General features: G+C 68.9%; 17 protein-coding genes and 3 tRNA genes. 4 read left to right on the top strand and 16 right to left on the bottom strand.

Going from position 1 to position 16862, the window contains the following annotated elements; genetic code table 11:
- The 6 genes from ACFWV3_RS08340 to ACFWV3_RS08315 all read right to left on the bottom strand — a co-directional run bounded on the left by ACFWV3_RS08340 (position 1) and on the right by ACFWV3_RS08315 (position 4226).
- Positions 1-987, bottom strand: coding sequence for an AAA family ATPase (locus ACFWV3_RS08340; protein ID WP_382410465.1), 987 nt, complete (start codon positions 985-987; stop codon positions 1-3).
- A gap of 90 nt (positions 988-1077) precedes the next feature.
- Complete coding sequence (locus ACFWV3_RS08335) at positions 1078-2802, bottom strand: hypothetical protein (protein ID WP_382409713.1); 1725 nt, start codon at positions 2800-2802, stop codon at positions 1078-1080.
- Positions 2803-3102: 300 nt separating this feature from the next.
- Positions 3103-3174, bottom strand: a tRNA-Asn gene (locus tag ACFWV3_RS08330).
- 4 nt (positions 3175-3178) lie between these two features.
- Positions 3179-3250 (bottom strand) — tRNA-Arg (locus tag ACFWV3_RS08325).
- A gap of 88 nt (positions 3251-3338) precedes the next feature.
- A tRNA-Arg gene (locus ACFWV3_RS08320) sits at positions 3339-3410 on the bottom strand.
- Positions 3411-3656: 246 nt separating this feature from the next.
- Complete coding sequence (locus ACFWV3_RS08315) at positions 3657-4226, bottom strand: dihydrofolate reductase family protein (RefSeq protein ID WP_382409711.1); 570 nt, start codon at positions 4224-4226, stop codon at positions 3657-3659.
- 75 nt (positions 4227-4301) lie between these two features.
- Between ACFWV3_RS08315 and ACFWV3_RS08310 the strand changes: the two genes are divergently transcribed.
- A complete protein-coding gene (locus ACFWV3_RS08310) occupies positions 4302-4877 on the top strand; it encodes a TetR/AcrR family transcriptional regulator (RefSeq protein WP_382409709.1) in 576 nt (191 codons plus the stop codon).
- On the opposite strand, the gene ACFWV3_RS08305 is transcribed toward ACFWV3_RS08310, so the two are convergent.
- From ACFWV3_RS08305 to ACFWV3_RS08295, 3 genes are read right to left on the bottom strand one after another with little or no spacing between them, the layout of a single operon-like run.
- The gene (locus ACFWV3_RS08305; protein WP_382409707.1) at positions 4874-5194 is read right to left on the bottom strand and encodes a DUF3017 domain-containing protein; all 321 of its coding nucleotides are present in this window, start codon (positions 5192-5194) and stop codon (positions 4874-4876) included. The two genes, ACFWV3_RS08310 and ACFWV3_RS08305, sit on opposite strands and share 4 nt — an antisense overlap.
- On the bottom strand, positions 5181-6029 hold the full coding sequence (locus ACFWV3_RS08300) for a bifunctional methylenetetrahydrofolate dehydrogenase/methenyltetrahydrofolate cyclohydrolase (RefSeq protein ID WP_382409705.1): 849 nt from the start codon (positions 6027-6029) through the stop codon (positions 5181-5183). Before ACFWV3_RS08300 ends, ACFWV3_RS08305 begins: the two co-directional genes overlap by 14 nt.
- Positions 6026-6946 (bottom strand): DMT family transporter, encoded by a 921-nt coding sequence (locus ACFWV3_RS08295; RefSeq protein WP_382409703.1) that lies wholly within the window; start codon positions 6944-6946, stop codon positions 6026-6028. The genes ACFWV3_RS08300 and ACFWV3_RS08295 overlap by 4 nt, the downstream gene beginning before the upstream one ends.
- Before the next feature lie 138 nt (positions 6947-7084).
- Between ACFWV3_RS08295 and ACFWV3_RS08290 the strand changes: the two genes are divergently transcribed.
- The gene (locus tag ACFWV3_RS08290) at positions 7085-9697 is read left to right on the top strand and encodes a TNT domain-containing protein (protein ID WP_382409701.1); all 2613 of its coding nucleotides are present in this window, start codon (positions 7085-7087) and stop codon (positions 9695-9697) included.
- Here the strand turns inward: ACFWV3_RS08290 and ACFWV3_RS08285 are convergent.
- Positions 9683-10282 (bottom strand): pentapeptide repeat-containing protein, encoded by a 600-nt coding sequence (locus ACFWV3_RS08285; RefSeq protein WP_382409699.1) that lies wholly within the window; start codon positions 10280-10282, stop codon positions 9683-9685. The genes ACFWV3_RS08290 and ACFWV3_RS08285 overlap by 15 nt on opposite strands.
- A 92-nt stretch (positions 10283-10374) precedes the next feature.
- On the opposite strand from ACFWV3_RS08285, the gene ACFWV3_RS08280 reads away from it, so the two are divergent.
- Positions 10375-11355 (top strand): malate dehydrogenase, encoded by a 981-nt coding sequence (locus tag ACFWV3_RS08280; protein WP_382409697.1) that lies wholly within the window; start codon positions 10375-10377, stop codon positions 11353-11355.
- Between the two features lie 23 nt (positions 11356-11378).
- Positions 11379-12194, top strand: a complete 816-nt coding sequence (locus ACFWV3_RS08275; protein WP_382409695.1) for an inositol monophosphatase family protein — start codon at positions 11379-11381, stop codon at positions 12192-12194.
- Here ACFWV3_RS08275 and ACFWV3_RS08270 read toward each other — a convergent pair.
- From ACFWV3_RS08270 to ACFWV3_RS08245, 6 genes are all read right to left on the bottom strand, one after another.
- On the bottom strand, positions 12191-12382 hold the full coding sequence (locus tag ACFWV3_RS08270; RefSeq protein WP_382409693.1) for a DUF1918 domain-containing protein: 192 nt from the start codon (positions 12380-12382) through the stop codon (positions 12191-12193). The genes ACFWV3_RS08275 and ACFWV3_RS08270 overlap by 4 nt on opposite strands.
- A 97-nt stretch (positions 12383-12479) precedes the next feature.
- Positions 12480-12827, bottom strand: coding sequence for a hypothetical protein (locus tag ACFWV3_RS08265; RefSeq protein ID WP_382409691.1), 348 nt, complete (start codon positions 12825-12827; stop codon positions 12480-12482).
- A 38-nt stretch (positions 12828-12865) separates the two neighbouring features.
- Positions 12866-13846, bottom strand: a complete 981-nt coding sequence (locus tag ACFWV3_RS08260; RefSeq protein WP_382409689.1) for an ATP-binding cassette domain-containing protein — start codon at positions 13844-13846, stop codon at positions 12866-12868.
- On the bottom strand, positions 13843-14640 hold the full coding sequence (locus ACFWV3_RS08255; protein ID WP_382409687.1) for an ABC transporter permease: 798 nt from the start codon (positions 14638-14640) through the stop codon (positions 13843-13845). The genes ACFWV3_RS08260 and ACFWV3_RS08255 overlap by 4 nt, the downstream gene beginning before the upstream one ends.
- Complete coding sequence (locus tag ACFWV3_RS08250) at positions 14633-15343, bottom strand: ABC transporter permease (protein WP_382409685.1); 711 nt, start codon at positions 15341-15343, stop codon at positions 14633-14635. The genes ACFWV3_RS08255 and ACFWV3_RS08250 overlap by 8 nt, the downstream gene beginning before the upstream one ends.
- 112 nt (positions 15344-15455) lie before the next feature.
- Positions 15456-16829, bottom strand: a complete 1374-nt coding sequence (locus tag ACFWV3_RS08245; protein ID WP_382409683.1) for a serine/threonine-protein kinase — start codon at positions 16827-16829, stop codon at positions 15456-15458.
- Positions 16830-16862 lie beyond the last annotated feature (33 nt).

The raw sequence follows: 16862 nt of genomic DNA, 5'->3' as shown, positions 1-16862 counted from the left end.
TCATCTGCCCGTCGTGAGTCGGTGCCACAACGAGTCGATCAGTCGCGGCCACGCGACACCGTCCGGTTTGTACGCGCCGGACGTCGCGAGGAAAACGGCGTCGAGCAGGCGGTCTGCGGGAATGCCGCCTTCCGCTCGGCTTTTCTCGACGAACTCGCGCACCAGGGCGTCGCTGTGCTGGCCGTCCGGGTCCAAAAGGTGGTTGGCGACCATCGCGGCCAGTTGTTCGACGTTCGGGTCTTTGATTTCCAGCTGAAGCGCGCGGCGGAGGAAAGCGGGCGGGAATTCGCGCTCGCCGTTGCTCGTCATGATGACGATCGGGAACGCGTGGCACCTGACCCTGCCGTCCGTCACGGTCGCGGTCTCGTTCGGATCAGCGGTGTGCACCGTCATCTCGCGGGAAGAATGACGTACGCGTGCCAGTTCGTCGATCACGAACTCCCCGTCTTCGAAGATGCTCAGAAGATTGTTGGGAAGGTCCGACTCGCTCTTGTCCAGCTCGTCGATCAGCAGAACTCGCGGCAGTTTTCGCGGGAGGAATGCGGTGCCCAACGGGCCCAGGTGGAGGAAATCGCCGATCGGCGCGCTTGCTGTTTCAGCAGATTGTTGCTGACTGGCGGCGGCCTGCAGTCGGCCGATGGAGTCGTAACGGTACAAGCCCGACGAGAGAGTCGTGTGCGTTGAAATTGACCATTTCAACACGCGGCCCAAACGCAGCTCGCGCGCGATGCGGTAGGCGAGTGCGGACTTGCCCACGCCCGGTTTGCCTGTCAGCAAAAGCGGTCGCCGGAGGTACAGGCTCGCATTGACCATGTCGAGCTCGTGAGGATCGATGTGCTGCTCGGTCAGGTGGAACTCCGAGCCGAGCCGGCGGATCGCCTCGCCGTCGTCCTCCGGCGGATGCCCGTCAGAAGCGGGCAGGGCGCCTCCGTAGTTCCTCCACGGCGGTGGTGGCGGGAGTATCTGTGCCAGGTCGATGTCGTACATCGGGCGCCCGGTCCCCCGGTAGATCCACCAATCGGGCTGGTCGGCGGTCACTCTCGGCTCGTCAGCGCTCATCCGTCCTGCCCCTATCACTCACTGTCCGGCCGGGTTCGACGACGCTTGACCGAAATCGAAGATCCTGTTCGGGTCGTCCCAGAGCACCACGAGCTCGCGGACCAGCGCGTCGGCGTCCGCGGACAGGTGAGCCGCCCTGCGCTGCTCCGGCAGGTCGAGCACGCCGCCGGGCCCGCCGGCCAGGCGGTCGACGAGCGCGCGCAGGTCCTCGGGAGCCGCGCTCGGATGCCACAGGACCAGGGGGAGGCCAGCTCTCAGCGCCGCCGTCAGCGACTCCGGCGCGGTGCGCGACTCAGGGCGAACTGATGGCGGTTCGTCCATGACCAGCCCAATCCATCTGGAATCACTCAACACGGCATCGATCGGATTCTCCCCTGTCCGGGAAGCTCCGGGAGAGTGAATTCGCTCGGCGACAGGGTTCTCAAGCATAGAGGTCCAGCGTGCTCGCCAGGGACGATGCCAGTGCTTTGCGTTCATACGTTCGAGTGATCTCATGATCAGGGTGTAGTCGAGTACGAGCGGACGTGGATCGCCTGAGCTGTGTTCTTTCCGCCAGGAGTAGATCGGCAATTGAAGCAGCTGCCGGGCCGTCAGAAACTCGAGGGTCACGGAAGCCGCCTGATCGGACCACGCGCCTTCGGCTTGAACGATCACTTCGTCGACTTGATATTCCAAGTCGCTGATGCTCAGTTCGTGAACCCCGTTGCGTTGCGGGGGCCAATCGAGCGGATTGTCCTGGCGCCACGAGGAGAGGATGCACCGGTCCGAATCGATGGAGTCCGGCTCTATCGCGAACACCAGGTGCAACTGCGGGTCCGGTTGCGCCGCCAGGCGGGTTTCGCGCTGCTCTTCCAGGACCGGGGTGCGCCTCAGCTTGCGGGCGCTCTGGTCGACCCACTCCTGCAGGCGCGCGCCGGTATCGCCGCCGACCTTCTGGGCCACGATCTCGACGAACTTCACGGCCGGCGGCACCCCGTCGGGGCCCGCGTTGAAGTCGGTCAGGTGGCGGTACGCCTCCCAGACCGAGCTGAACGACTCCACGGCCACCGCCGCTCCGGTCGCCTGGCTCACGAGCGACGTCAGGTGCGGCAGGTCGATCTTGAACAGGTGGCTCTCCAGCTCGTCGCGCTCGTCCACCGGGTTGAGCGGCAGCACGACCTGCTCGGCGGGTTCGGCGCGCGGCGGAGGAGGGGCGGAGTTCTCGCCGTGCAGACACAGCCACGCGTGACCCTTGTAGGTCTTGATCATCACGTCGATCTGGCGGTACGACTCGGGGGCGGTGCCGGGGTCCTGCAGGATCACCTCGGTGTAGAAGTGGTCGGACGCGACCAGCGCCAGCAGTCCGTCGGAGTGCCGCAACGCCAGTTTGGCGTCTTGGGCGTCCAGGAGCCGGAACGCCACGTTGACCGGGACGCCGATCCACCCGTGGTCGTCCCTGCGGATGTCACCCGCGTGCACCGCCACCCGCAGCTTCATCTGGGCTTCGGGAACGCGCGTCGAGTTGAACCGCCGGAGCTCTGCGACCAGCCGCTCGGGCAGCTTGTCGGCGAGCTCGCTCTTGGGAAAGGTGGCGGGGACGAGGATCAATGCGCCATCACCGCGGTCTTCTCGGTCGCATCCCTCGTAGTCGATCCCGACGCTGTCGAACGCCCGGCGCAGCACCTCGTACATCCCGGCGCGCACGTCGGACAGGTGGAAGGCCATCCTCTGGTCGTTGGTGAAGTCCGCGATGTCGACGGTCACGATGGTCCGGTGCTCTGTCGGCGCAAGTGGCACGAGCCAGTCCCCTCCCACGACGCGACATGACCTACCGGTCCGTCGAGTACCAGATCATCCAGTTGTCTCACCACGGCAGATGACACACAACGCTCGATGGTTGGAAGATCGCGACGTCGGGCTGACCGCTCGCCGGGGTCAGGGTGACGAGACTTGCGTGTTCCGGTGGGCCGACATGCCCACAGTCTTGCTCCGGGAACAGGCGAGTGAGTCCGTTGTCCAGTAAATGACATTGAAGAAGCGCGTGTGCGGGCGCGCGGCGTTGAGTTCCCCTGCCAGGACTCGAACCTGGTCCTCCCGCGTAACAGTCGGGCGTGCTGCCGGCAGCACCTCAGAGGACGCGTACCCCCGGCAGGAGTCGAACCTGCGTCTCCGGCTTCGGAGGCCGGTGTCGTGTCCACTGGACCACGGAGGTCTGCAAAAACAGTCGGATGCCCGCGAGTCGAACGCGGTGTTTCCTCAACCCGAATGAGGCGGGTTTCCGTCTCCCTCGCACCCGTCAGCACCCCTGCCAGGAGTCGAACCTGAATCTCGGCGTTCGTAGCGCCGCACTCTTTCCGTTGAGCTACAGGGGTAAAAATGCGCAACAAATAAAAGGAGCCGCCCAGTCGGTTTCCCGAGGGCGGCTCCTTGTGATGGCCTGAGCTAAGCCACTACAAGGAGCTCACCTGCACGAACGGTCGCCGCAGGCCGGGTCGGGCCGACGGGCGCACGCACGCGGCAGCGCGGCTGGAGTGCCGGGTCCGCAGGTCGTGGCTCGTCATGGCGTTTCCCTTCGGGCTGGTGTGTGGCACAAGTATTGCGGGAGGTGACAGTGGTCGTCAATCATTTTCTCGTTCATAAGTCAGGAACGAAACTCCGCTCTCGAACAGTTGCGCGTCGGTGCGCCGGAACTTCGTGATGTCGGCTTTGCCGTCGAACAACGGGATGCCGCGGCCGAAGACGACCGGGTGGATCTTCAGCAGCAGCTTGTCGATCTGCGGCAGGAGGTCGGCGGCCAGCTTGCCGCCGCCGCACAGCCAGATGTCGAGGCCGTCCTCCTGCTTCAGGGCGGCCACGCGGCCGGTGACGTCGGAGTTGATCACCTCGACGTCGGGCGGGGTGTCGGTCACCGAGGACGACACCACGAACTGGCGGAGGTGGGCATACGGCGAGGCCAGGCCGCCAGGTACCTGGTAGGTGTTGCGGCCCATCAGGACTGTGTCGAAGTTCGGGTTCGGCGCGTCCTGGAGGCCTACTGCCTCGCGGAACTGGGTGGGCACGGTGTCCGGGTACACGGCGTTGATGCCGGCCATGTGGTCGCCCTCGAAGACGAAGCCGTCGAAGGTCCCGTCCTCGGCGGCGATGAAGCCGTCCAGCGTGACGGCGACGTAGTACACGAGCTTTCGCATGACCGAAGTCCCCTCAGTAGTTCAACCACGACAACCGTAGTACTATGGATGTAGTGGTTGTCAAGGAGGCAGGCAGTGGTCCGGAACGAGGCACGGCGGACGGCGCTCTTGGACGCGGCGATCGACGTCCTGGCTGAAGAAGGCGCGCGGGGGCTGACATACCGCGCGATCGACGCGAGAGCGCAGACGCCGGCGGGTACGGCGTCCAACTACTTCGCGAACCGCGACGAGCTGATGTCGGAGGTCATGGCACGGGTGCACGTGCGACTCATGCCGTCCGACGAGTCAGTAGAACAATCGCTGGCGATGCCGCGCGACAAGAGCCTCACGGTCAAGTTCATGCACGACATCATCAAGCGGGCGGACGCCGACAAGGCCTGCTACCTCGCGATGATGGAGCTGCGGCTGGAGGCCACGCGGAGGCCGGAGATCCAGCGCGCGCTCACGAAGACGATCGCGGACAACCTCGAGTTCAACGTCGCCTTCAACGACGAGTCGAAGCTGCCCGGCGACCGGTTGACCGTCATCAGCCTCTACTTCGCAATGACGGGGCTGATCTACGAACGGCTGACGTTGCCCGGTGTCGTGGAGCCGATGGACCTCGACGAGCTCGTCGAGGTCCTCGTCGACCGCGCTGTCGGCCCGGACTAACGACTCAGCGGGCCGCCGGTGATCGTCAGGGCGACGGCGATCACCACGATGCCCAGGGTGCTGTACAGGAACGCGTCCATGCCGCGGCCGCGGATCTTGATCAGGCCCGCCTGCTCGTCCGTCACGAGGATCCGCAGCACGGCCGCCACCAGCAGCGACACGCCCAGCAGGACCGCGCCCTGCCGCCAGTGGTACTGGAAGATGCGCACCAGGCCGAGCACGCCGACCCCGAGCACCAGCGCGAACGGCAGGTGCTTGCCGGGGCCGGAACGCCAGCGCTGTTCGCCCATGAGCGCCTGCGCGTCAGACCGCTGCATGCGCGCGCTCGGCGGCTTCGACGGTGTTGGTCAGCAGCATCGCGACGGTCATCGGGCCCGCGCCGCCGGGGATCGGGGCCAGCCAGCCCGCCACCTCGCGGACCTCGGGGGCCACGTCGCCGACGAGACCGGCCTCGGTGCGGGTGATGCCGACGTCGACCACGGCCGCGCCCGGCTTCACCATGTCCGCGGTGATCAGGCCGGGGCTGCCGGCGCCCGCGATCACGATGTCCGCGCGGCGCACCTCGGCGGCCAGGTCCTTGGTGCCGGTGTGGCACAGCGTCACGGTGGCGTTCTCGGAACGGCGGGTCAGCAGCAGGCCGATCGGGCGGCCGACGGTGACGCCGCGGCCGACCACGGTGACGTTCGCGCCCGAGATCGGCACGTCGTAGCGGCGCAGCAGCTCCACGATGCCGCGCGGGGTCGCGGGCAGCGCCGCGTCCTCGCCGAGCACCAGCTTGCCGAGGTTGACCGGGTGCAGGCCGTCGCCGTCCTTGGCGGGGTCGATGCGCTCCAGGATCGCGTTCGCGTTCAGGTGCTTGGGCAGCGGGAGCTGGACGATGTAGGCGGTGACCTCGGGGTTCGCGTTCAGCTCGTCGATGACGGCCTCGAGCTCCTCCTGCGTGGTCGACTCGGGCAGGTCGCGGCGGATCGAGGCGATGCCGACCTTCTCGCACGCGCGGTGCTTGCCCTTCACGTACGAGTGCGAGCCGGGGTCGTCGCCGACCAGCACGGTGGCCAGACCGACGGAGCCGGGCAGCGCGGCGACCCGCGCCTTGAGGTCCTCGAACAGCGCGTTCCGGGTTTCGTTGCCGTTGAGCAGCGTCGCAGTCACGCCCTCATCCTCCCACTGGGCAGCGCCGCGATGCCCACCGACACCAGCGTCAGCACCACGCCCACGGCCGTGGGCAACGCGAGGTGGCCGCTCACCGCGTCGAGCAGCACGGCACCGATGAGCTGCCCGCTCACGCCGCACAACCCGACCATCAACACGCCGATGAACCGCACCGACACGATCGCCCCGCCCACGCCGAGAATGCCGAGCAACCCGCCGATGTACATCCACGCGTTGGACGGGAACGAACCGGGCACACCTCCCCACGCCACGGCGTTGACCAGCGCCAACGCCACCGTGCCCACGGTGAAGTTCACCAGGATCGTCGCCACGGAGTTGTCCGCGGCCTCGCGCACCAGCCCGTTCACGGCCTGCTGCCAGCCCATGAGCAGACCCGCGACCAACGGCAGCACGGCGAGCCACAACGCACCGGGCGACGAGAACTTGTGCGACACCGCGATCGTGACGGCGATAACACCGACGGCCGCTCCGACGACACGTGTCTTCGTAACCGGCTTCGACCCGCCGGGCCCGACACCGAGGTTGTCCACGACCATGCTGCTCACGACCTGCCCGATCACCACCGCGACCGTGAACACCGCCACACCGATCGTCGCGACCGCGAGCCCCTGCGAGCCCACGAGCACCGCGCCGCTGATCCCGCCGACGCACTCCCACCACCGGATGCGCCGGTGCACGAGCGCGTCGCGCAGCCTCAGCAGGCCGTCCCGCCCGGACTGTCGCGTCAGGACGACCACGAGCAGCACGCACCACCCGCCGGCGAACGAGATCAACGCCGCCAGCAGCCCGTTGTGCAGCGACTCCGCGAGCGAGGAGTTGACCCGCGCCTGGAACGCGATGGCCACCCCGCCCGCCGCCGCCAGCAGACCACCGGTCACCTGCGCAGAACGTGACAAAGCTCCTCCAGCCGGGACGGTGGCGTTCTTGATCAGCTTTAACCTGGCGCCCGCACCACGTTATGGTCGGGCCTCCACCGTTCGGCGCAGCGGCGGGGGACGTGTGCGATCCGGCGAGTTGCGGGGGAAGATGTTGGCGTGTCCGAGCCGAAGCCGTTGAACCCTACCGAGCAGGACGCTCTGGTGAAGCAGATCGGCCTGACTCTCATGCGGGCCGCTCCAGAGGACTGGCGCGGTGTGACCGCCCAGTACCGGGCCACAGGCCGGTACTTCGAGCTGGAGGCCGAGCTGCGCGTCCAGGACGGCAGCAAACGGCCGTGGGCGCCGCCGCAGGACGTGGCGTCGCTGTTCGCGCGGCTGCGCGCCGGCATGCACCGCGAGGGCCGGGGGAGCTGGACGAACGCCCGCTACCAGCTCGACCACCCGTCGAGCTACAACCTCGACTTCGACCGCGCGGAGCCGAGCTGGCAGACGCCTCCTCCGCAGCAGGCCTACGTCGACGAGATGCGGTACTTCCCGCGCGTCGAGGAGAACATCCCCGACTGGCTGCGCCGCAGGCTGAACCCGCCGACGCCGGTGTTCCGCACCGCGCGCGTGTTCGACGGCGCCGGACCGAACGGTCGTCCGTCGGTCAACCGGCCGCCGGTGCCGGAGGCCGAGGTCGCCCCGCTGCTCGCGTACCTGTCGAACGCGCCGGTCGCCGTGGCCGGGCGCGGGTTCGACGCCGACGTCCTGCACCCCGACTCGCCGCTGGTCGTGCCGTCCGGGTTCCAGACCGACGGCGTGTGGATCTGGCCCGTCGGCCTGACCTACTACCTGCGCAAGTACGGCGTGCCGCCCGAGCCCGAGCTCGTCGAGCGCGCCCGTGCCGCCGCCTTCGGGCTGCCGGACGTCTCCGAGGAGTCGAGGCTCGCCGCCGCCGCGAACCTCGGTGCCCCCGCCGCCCCTCCCGGCACCGTGGTGCCGTCGCCGCCGGAGCCCGGGCCGGAGCCCAGGCCGGAGTCGAGGTCCGAGCCCAAGCCGGAACCGGAGCCCGAGCAGAAGGCCGCCGAGGAGACGCAGTTCGTCACGGCGCCCGCGCTCGCGGAGGACGACGAAGAGGAAGAGGAGTACGACTTCGGGCCGCTGATCCCCGAGCCGCCGGCCGTCGCCGAACGCTCGAAGCCCGAACCGGAGCAGGAGGACCTCGGCGCCACGCTCGCGGTCATGCCGCCTCCGATGCCCGGCGACGGTCCCCCCTACCGGGTGGTCTTCGACTCCGACGGCGTGCCCGACCACGTCGACGACCGGCGCCTGCGCGACACCTATGGCGCCGGCATGGACCTGTTCGCGCCGCATCCGGAGGACCTGGACGAGCCGGAGCCGGTCGCGGAGGTCCCGAACGAGAAGGACGCCGAGGACGAACGTCCCGTCGTGGACGCACCCGAGGAACCCGAGATCCCCACCGCCGGCCCGGACGAGCCCGAGCTCCTCACGCACCACCGCGAGGAGGAGCGCACGGACCACCTGGTCGCCGAGACCGAGGAACGTCCGCGCGACGCCATGCAGGACACGATGGCCTGGAGCCCGGTCCTCGACGAGCCGCTGGAGAGCCCCTCCGAGGTCACCGAGGAGCACCCGGTCGTCCCGATCTCCGACGACGAGCCGGACCTGGCTCCCGAGGAGGAGATCGAGTCCACGACGTCGTTCGAGTCCCAGTTCGAGCCGCAGTTCGAGGAGGAGTTCGACAAGCGCTTCGACGCGCAGCTCGACTCCCACTTCGAGCAGGAACCCGAACCGGAGCCCGAGCCCGCACCGGTCGCGGCGGCCCCGGTCGTCGTGCCGCCGCCCGCCCGCGTCGAGGAGACGACCCAGTTCGACGCGGCGCTGTTCCAGGAGCCGGAACCCGAACCCGAGCCCGAACCGGAGCCGGAGCCGGTCAAGCCGCCGCGGCAGGTCACGCCGGAGGAGGACCGCGACCTCGCGGGCACCCGGCGCGCGCTCGACGACCTGAGCGTGCCGCACGGCGTGTACCGGATCGGCGAGCCCGCCGACCGCACCTGGACGCTCCGCCTCGACGGCGAGAGCTGGGAGGTGTGCTGGTACGACCAGGGCCCGAAGAACCCCGTGCGGTTCGAGAAGGTCGAGGACGCGTCGGCGTACCTGGTCGGCAGGCTAGTGCTGGGCAACTTCCGCACGCCCCAGCGCGCACCGCAGCAGCAACCGCCGATGCCGCCGCGGCCGATGAACAACGGCTTCCGCGACGAGCCGCGCCGGCCCGTCCCGCCGCAGCGCCCGCCGATGCCTCCGCAGGTCCAGCAGGCCCAGGTGCCGACGCAGGTGCAGCAGGTGCCGGCCCAGGCCCAGCAGGCTCCCGCGCCGGTGGCGGCCGCCGTGGCGCAGGAGGAGCCGTCGAAGCGGAAGTTCCCGATCTCGCCGCTGGCCGGCGAGCCGCCGCTGACGTTGTTCCGCCACAAGCAGATGTTCGAGCTGCCCGCGGGCACGGAGGTCGACCGCTACGGCGACCAGAACGGCAACCTCGTCTACGTGGCGGGCACGCCGTTCCCGGAACGCAGCCTCGTGCCGTCGTGGATCAACCGCCCGTACCGCGTGTACCGGTTGCGCCGCCCGCTCGAGGTGCTCAGCGGCGTCGCGGTGCCGTGGTTCGAGCAGCCCGGCGGCGGCACGGCCTACCTGCTGCCGAAGGCGATCGAGGAGATGGTGGCGGACGGCGTGCTGGTGGAGATCACGGCTGGGTCAGCCGACAACTAGTCCGTAGGCGGCCGCGAACGCGATGGCCGTGTCGATGTCGATCCGGGCTCCGGCGAGCTTCGCCTGCCGGAGCCCGTTCGCGTCGATCTTCGCCCCGCGCAGGTCGGCGCCGTCGAGCTTCGCGTCGAGCAGCCGGGCGCCCATCAGGTCCGCCGCGCTCAGGTCGGTGTCGCGCAGGTCGGCCTCGCTGAGGTTCGTCTCGCGGAACCGCTGACCGCCGAGCTTCAGGCCGTGCAACGGCGCGCGGACGAACGATGCCAGCGTGAAGTCGACCTCGGTGAAGGTGATCGGCCGCAGCACGCAGTCGACGAAGTTCGAGCCCATCAGGCTGCACGACGTGAACGCCGACCGGGTCAGCACCGTGCGGTCGAAGGTGCACTGCCGGAACGCCGTCGCGTGGTGGCGCGACTCGCCCAGATCCGTCCGGGTGAAGTCGCAGCGGGTGAACGTGCACCCCGTCGTGACGAGCGAGCGGAGATCGGCTTCGGTGAAGTCGCAGTCCGTGAAGGAGCGCTTCTCCCACTGCTGATCAGGCAGGTTGGCGTCGGAGTAGTCCTCCCCGACCTCTTCGACCAGGTTGTCCACTCTCACACTCTCGCAGAGTCGCCGTGTTGGTAACGTGCGGGTCGCCGGGCGACCTGCCCGACGTCAACGAGGACCGTCATTCGGGAAGGCTCATGACCCGCACGCCCGTGAACGTCACTGTCACCGGTGCGGCCGGCCAGATCGGCTACGCACTGCTCTTCCGCATCGCTTCCGGCCACCTGCTCGGCCCGGACACCCCGGTCAACCTGCGGCTGCTGGAGATCACCCCCGCGCTCAAGGCCGCAGAGGGCACCGCGATGGAGCTCGACGACTGCGCCTTCCCGCTGCTCAAGGGCATCACGATCACCGACGACGCGAAGACCGCGTTCGACGGCGTGAACGTGGCACTGCTCGTCGGCGCCCGCCCCCGCACCAAGGGCATGGAGCGCGGCGACCTGCTCGAGGCCAACGGCGGCATCTTCAAGCCGCAGGGCGAGGCGATCAACGCCGGCGCCGCGGACGACGTGAAGGTGCTCGTGGTCGGCAACCCGGCCAACACCAACGCCCTCATCGCCCAGCAGCACGCGCCGGACGTCCCGCGCGAGCGCTTCACCGCGATGACGCGTCTCGACCACAACCGCGCCCTGTCGCAGCTGGCGAAGAAGCTCGGCGTCGCGGTCACCGACATCGAGAAGATGACGATCTGGGGCAACCACTCGGCCACCCAGTACCCGGACCTGTTCCACGCCGAGGTCGGTGGCAAGACCGCCGCCGAGGCCGTGAACGACCAGGCCTGGCTGGAGAACGACTTCATCCCGACCGTCGCGAAGCGCGGTGCGGCGATCATCGAGGCCCGCGGCGCGTCGTCGGCCGCCTCCGCCGCGAACGCCGCGATCGACCACATCTACGACTGGGTCAACGGCACCGAGTGGACCTCGATGGCCGTTCCGTCGGACGGCTCGTACGGCGTGCCCGAGGGCATCATCTCGTCGTTCCCCGTGCGCACCTCGGGTGGTTCCTACGAGATCATCCAGGGCCTGGAGATCGACGAGTTCTCGCGCGCCCGCATCGACGCCTCGGTCGCCGAGCTCGTCGAGGAGCGCGACGCGGTCAAGGGCCTCGGCCTGATCTGAGTTTTCCGTGGCAGGGTGGGGACGTGCTGATTCCTTGGGACGTCCCCCAGCCACAGCTCTCCGACGACGTGCATCCCGCGCTCGCCGACGCCGCCCGCGCGGCGTCGGCGGCGTACGGACGCGCCCGATCTCTGCACACGCGCCTCGAGCTCCGCGAGGAAGTCGCGGACGGCGCCGACGGAACACCGACGATGCGCGTCGACCGCATCGTCGAGGACGCGATCCTGGAGTCGATCCACCGCAGTCGCGTGAACCTGCTCTCCGAGGAAGCCGGGTTCGTCGACAACGGCTCGTCGATCACGCTGGTCATCGACCCCGTCGACGGGTCGGCGAACGCCGCGTTCGGCGTTCCCCTCTCCTGCTTCGCCGGTGCGCTCGTGGAAGACGGCACGGCGAAAGAAGCTCTCACGACGTGGTTCGACACGGGCCGTGCGTGGCATGCGCGCGCAGGAGTGCCCACGCCGTTCCGCACGACCGGACGCACCACAGTGGACGGCGCGTCGGTGTGCCTGATGCGGCCCAAGACCGGCACCCAGGACGCGTGGCTGCGCATCGCGAACCGCGCCGACCGCATCCGCGTGCTCTGCACGACGTGCCTGGAGACGATGCTGGTCGCCGAGGGCACCGTCGACGCGTTCATCGACCCCGGCAGCGACACGCACCGGATCATGGACCTCGCGACGGCGCTGGTCACCGTGCCGGCCGCGGGCGGGGTGCTGGTCGACCTGCACGGGCGGCCGTTCACGTTCGAGCCCGACCTCACCCACCGGTGGTCAGGGGTGGCCGCAGCGACTCCTCAGCTGGCCGAGGAGCTGATCGCGACGGTCCTGCAGGGCTAGATGCCGCCCCGCGACTCGACGACGCAGTCGGGTCCGGGGAACACCAGACCTTCGTGCCCGTCGTTGAAGCGCACGAGGTACGGCGGGTGGCCGTCGTTCCCGCGCACTTCGAGGATTTCGCCCAGCCGCTCTTCGAGACCGATCGAGCGGCTGTGGACGTGGAGCCTGTCACCCACTGTTGCTTGCATGGTGCTGCAACACCTCCGGTGTGCGGCGTGAGGCCTGCGCGACGAACGCGTCAAAGCCTAGGCCGCCACCGGAGGTGCGCAACAGGGCCTCAAGTGCTCATCCGCCGCAGGCCGAGGACACCTTCGCGACGAGGTCGGCCTTCTGCTGCACCCAGTCCGCGGCCGAACCGACGTTCTGCATGCCGTTGGCCGCTTCCTCGAGGGCCTTCTTCACCTGCTCGTCGGGCGCGGAGTTCGCGAGGTTCTCGAGCTCCTTCGCCTTGGCCTGGGTGTCCTCCAGGGCCTTCTGCGGGTCACTCAGGTCCGGCGAGAACCCCACCAGCTGGATCGCGTCAGCGCACAGCTTGACCTTGTCCGCGGTGTTGCTGACGTCCTGGATCGTGTCGCAGGCCGTCAGGCTGCCCAACGCGATGACGGCTGCTGCCAGCGTCCCAACAAGGCGCATTCGCTCTCCCTCTTGCCCGAAGTGTCCGGTTCTGTTGGCTACGACTCTACCGACGAACGGGGCTGGTCGACCTGGCGTTGGTAGAGCTTGCGGATGACGTCGTCGATTTCCGGCTCCACGACGGCGAGGTCGTGGACCTCCACCTGCCGCACCACCTGAGTGATCAACTGCGCCGCCGTCGTCTCCGCTCTCCTGAACGTGAGGTGGTGCCGCAGCCCGTTGGCCTCGCTGCGCACCGCCGTTACTCCAGGGACGTCCGGTGCGGGTCCGGGTTCCCGCAGGTCGATGACGAGCTCGCGGTCGGGGGTCACCTCGGCGCGCAGTTCGTCGAGCGGTCCGTCGGCGAGCACGCGGCCGTGGTCGATCACCATCAGCCGCGGGCAGAGGCGTTCGATGTCGTCCAGGTCGTGCGTGGTGAGCAGCAACGTGGTGCCGCGGCGGGTGTTGATGTCCGCCAAGAACTCCCGCAGGCGTTCCTTGGACTCGAGGTCGAGGCCGATCGTCGGTTCGTCGAGCACCAGCAGCTCCGGCGCGTGCAGCAGGGCCGCCGTGATCTCGCCGCGCATGCGTTGCCCCAGCGACAACTGGCGGACCGGCGTGACCAGGAGGTCCTGCAGGCCCAGGAGCTCGACGCACTCGTCGAGCCTGGTCCGGTAGTCCTGCGCGGGCACCCGGTAGATCGACTTCAGCAGGTCGAAGCTGTCCCGCAGCGGCAGGTCCCACCAGAGCTGGCTGCGCTGGCCGAACACGACACCGATCCGCCTCGCCAGGTCACGTCGCTGCTTGGCCGGGTCCACGCCGTCGACCAGGAGATGACCGCTGGTGGGGACCAGGATCCCGGTCAGCATCTTGATCGTCGTGGACTTGCCGGCGCCGTTCGGCCCGACGTACCCGACGGCTTCGCCCCGCTCGACGCCGAACGTGACGCCGTCGACCGCCGTGACGGTCTTGTAGTTGCGGCGCAAGCCCTTCGACGTGGCGACCTTGAACTCCCTGCGGAGCTCCCTGACCTCGATCATGATCCCGTTCCCCGGTAGTGCCCGACCGCGAACCGCCACACGGCGCCGGCGACGACCGTCGCCAGGACCGCGACGAGCGGTGATGTCCATCCGACCCAGCCCGGTAGACCGAGCGGGTCCTGCTTCCCGAGCAGCGCGAGGCTCGGGTAGTACGCCACGAACGCACCCGGCACGACGAACGCCATCAGCCAGCGCAACGGCCGTGTGTAGACGTTGATCGGGTACGACGTGAAGGCACCGCTGCCGTACGTGACGGCGTTGGCGAACTCGCGACCCTCGACGATCCAGAAGCAGATCGAGCAGGCCACCACCCAGACCGAGCCGTAGATGACGGCACCCGCCAGCGGCGTCGCGATCGCCAGCACGACCTTCGCCGGCGTCCAGTCGATCGGGACGTGGCTGAGCGCGTAGGCCATCACGGCGAGTGCGCCGGAGATGCGCCCGATCCTGCGCAACCGGATGTCGGAGCACATGATCTGCGGCAACGTGCCGAGCGGGCGCATCAGCAGCACGTCGAAGTTGCCGGTGCGGATGTAGTTCGGCAGGTAGTCGAGCTGTCCCGCGAAGAGGTCCGCGAGCCCGAACGCCGCTCCCGCGAGCGCGTACATCAGCAGCACTTCTTCCCGGCTGAACCCGCCGAGCGCGGTGATGTGCGAGAACAGCACCAGGATGACGATCAGCTCGTAGCCCTGGGCGATGACCTGCGTGACCAGGTCGATCGCGAACGACGAGCGGTAGGACAGCTGGCTCTTCAGCCTCGCGCCGATGAGCTTGGGGTAGATGAGGTCAGCCACCCTGGACCACCACCTTGCGCTCGGCCCCGCGCAACGCGAGGTGGCCGATCGCGAGCACCGCGACGGCCCAGAACACTTGGCGGAGCAGGAGTTCCACGGTGCTGCCGTGCCCGAGGAACACGTCGATCGGAGCCTGCACCAACGCCGGGAAGGGCGTCATCCACAGCAGGTCGCGCGCCCACTCGGGGAAGAACGAGATCGGCACGGTCAGCCCGCACAGCAGGCCGGACGTGACGTTCCAGAACGCGAACACCCCGCGGTTGTCGAGCAGCCAGAACGCGCTGGCCTCCACGAGGAACCGCACCCCGAAGCTGATCACCAGCGCGATCAGGGCGCTGAGGAGGAACAGCGGCCACCGCAGCGGGTTCTCGGGGAACTGGAACGGGAACAGCAGCATGCCGAACAGCGTCGGCGGCGCCAGCCTGGTCAGGAAGGCGAAGCCGCCGCGGCCGACGTCCTGCGCGAGCAAGGCGCTCTGCAGGTGCCACGGCCGATAGAGGTCTACTACCACGTCACCGGATCGCACTCGCTCGGCGAGCTCGTTGTTCCCCCACAGCAGGACGAACCCGAGCAGCCCCTGCCCGATCCAGACGTACGTGTTGGCGGCAGCGATGTCGTAGTCGGCGATCTCACCGTTCGCCGCCTTGAGGGCGGCGGCGAGGATCGCGACCCGCAGCAGGCCGAAGACCACGTTCGTGGTCATTCCGGCCAGCATCGCTTGGCGGTAGGTCGAGTACCTTCGGAATCCAGCAATGATCAAATCGGCGTGAACACGCACGTCGGTCTACGTTAGCGACCGTCGCAAGTGGATTTTCCTACTTGCCGAACGCGCTGGTCACGACCTCTCCGACCTCGGGCTGCGAGGCGAGGCAGAGGAAGTAGTTGCGGTTGCCGTCCTTGAACCCGACCGCGGTGATCTCCCAGCCCGTCGTGTCGACCGTCGGACGCGTGTTGGCCTTCATGGCCTCCGGCGTGCAGACGCCCTTCACCTCGGCCGAGGCCGCCAGCTCGTCCGAGTCGACCGCCGGGATCTCGCCGGAGAGCCACCCACCCGCGAACGCCTCCCAGTAGTGCTCGTCGGCGCAGGTGCCGACCTTGCGCGCGGCCGCCGGCATGCCGCCGAAGTTGTTGATCCCGCGGAAGCAGGTGGACTGGTCGACGCAGAACGTCTCGCCGCACTTCTTGAGGAACGGCGGCACGTCGTCGGCACCGGGCGGCTGCGTCGTCTGCGGGCCGGGACCCTGCGCGTTCGTCCGGTCGTTGCCGAGGAGGTTCCACGCGAGCAGGCCGGCGCCGATCGCCAGGACGACTCCCGCGGCGGCCGTGACCACCGGCCACCGCTTGCGCTGGGGCGGGGGAGTGACCGGCACCGTGGGCTGCCGCATCGGGTCGCGCAGCTCGTCGCGCAGCTGGGCGGCGCTCGCCGTGCGCAGGTTCGCGTCCGGGTGCAGCGCCCGCGCCAGTGCCTCGTGCAGGGCGGGCGGCACCCCGTCGACAGCGGGCACCGGCCGGCGCAGGATCTCGCCGAGCTGGTCGAAGCTGTTGATGGGCCACGGAACCGGCCGCGGCGGCTTGCCGGCGAGCAGCGTGTAGAGCGTGGCGGCGAGCGAGTAGACGTCGGCCTGCGGCGTCGGCTCGGCCATGGCGAACGCCTCGGGCGGCGCGTAGCTGGGACTCAGGGCGTCCCTGGTGACCGTGCTGCCGCCCTGCGCGTCGAGCAGCGCCGCGAGCCCGAAGTCCGCGAGCTTCGGCGTGCCGTACCGGTCGACGAGGATGTTGCCGGGCTTGATGTCCCGGTGCAGCACACCTTCCTGGTGCGCGGCGGCCAGGGCGTCCGCGAGCTTGATGCCGAGGTCGCGCACCTGCTCGGGGTGGAACGGCCCGTTGCTGTCGAGCTGGTCCGCGAGCGACCCGCCCGTGCACAGCTCCATGACGATGTAGGGCGTGCCCCAGGACGTGATGTTCGCGTCGTGCACCGCGACGACGTGCGGGTGCCCGGACAGCTTGGCCGCCGCCCGCGCCTCCCGCAGGAACCGGTGCCGGTCCCGTTCGTCGACCAGCACCCGGTTGTCGATCTTGACCGCGACGTTGCGGTGCAGCTGGGCCTGGTGCGCCACGTAGACGGTGGCGAACCCACCGGCGCCCAACGGCTTCAGGCCGGACAGGCCGGGGATCTGGGGTGCGGTCACGCGCCGCAGCTTAGTTCCGCACCCCGACAATCC

It is taken from the genome of Lentzea sp. NPDC059081 (assembly GCF_042738015.1).
Classification (GTDB): domain Bacteria; phylum Actinomycetota; class Actinomycetes; order Mycobacteriales; family Pseudonocardiaceae; genus Lentzea.
The sequence above is the reverse complement of the archived record's forward strand: the minus strand, read 5'-3'. Positions and strand labels throughout refer to the sequence as shown.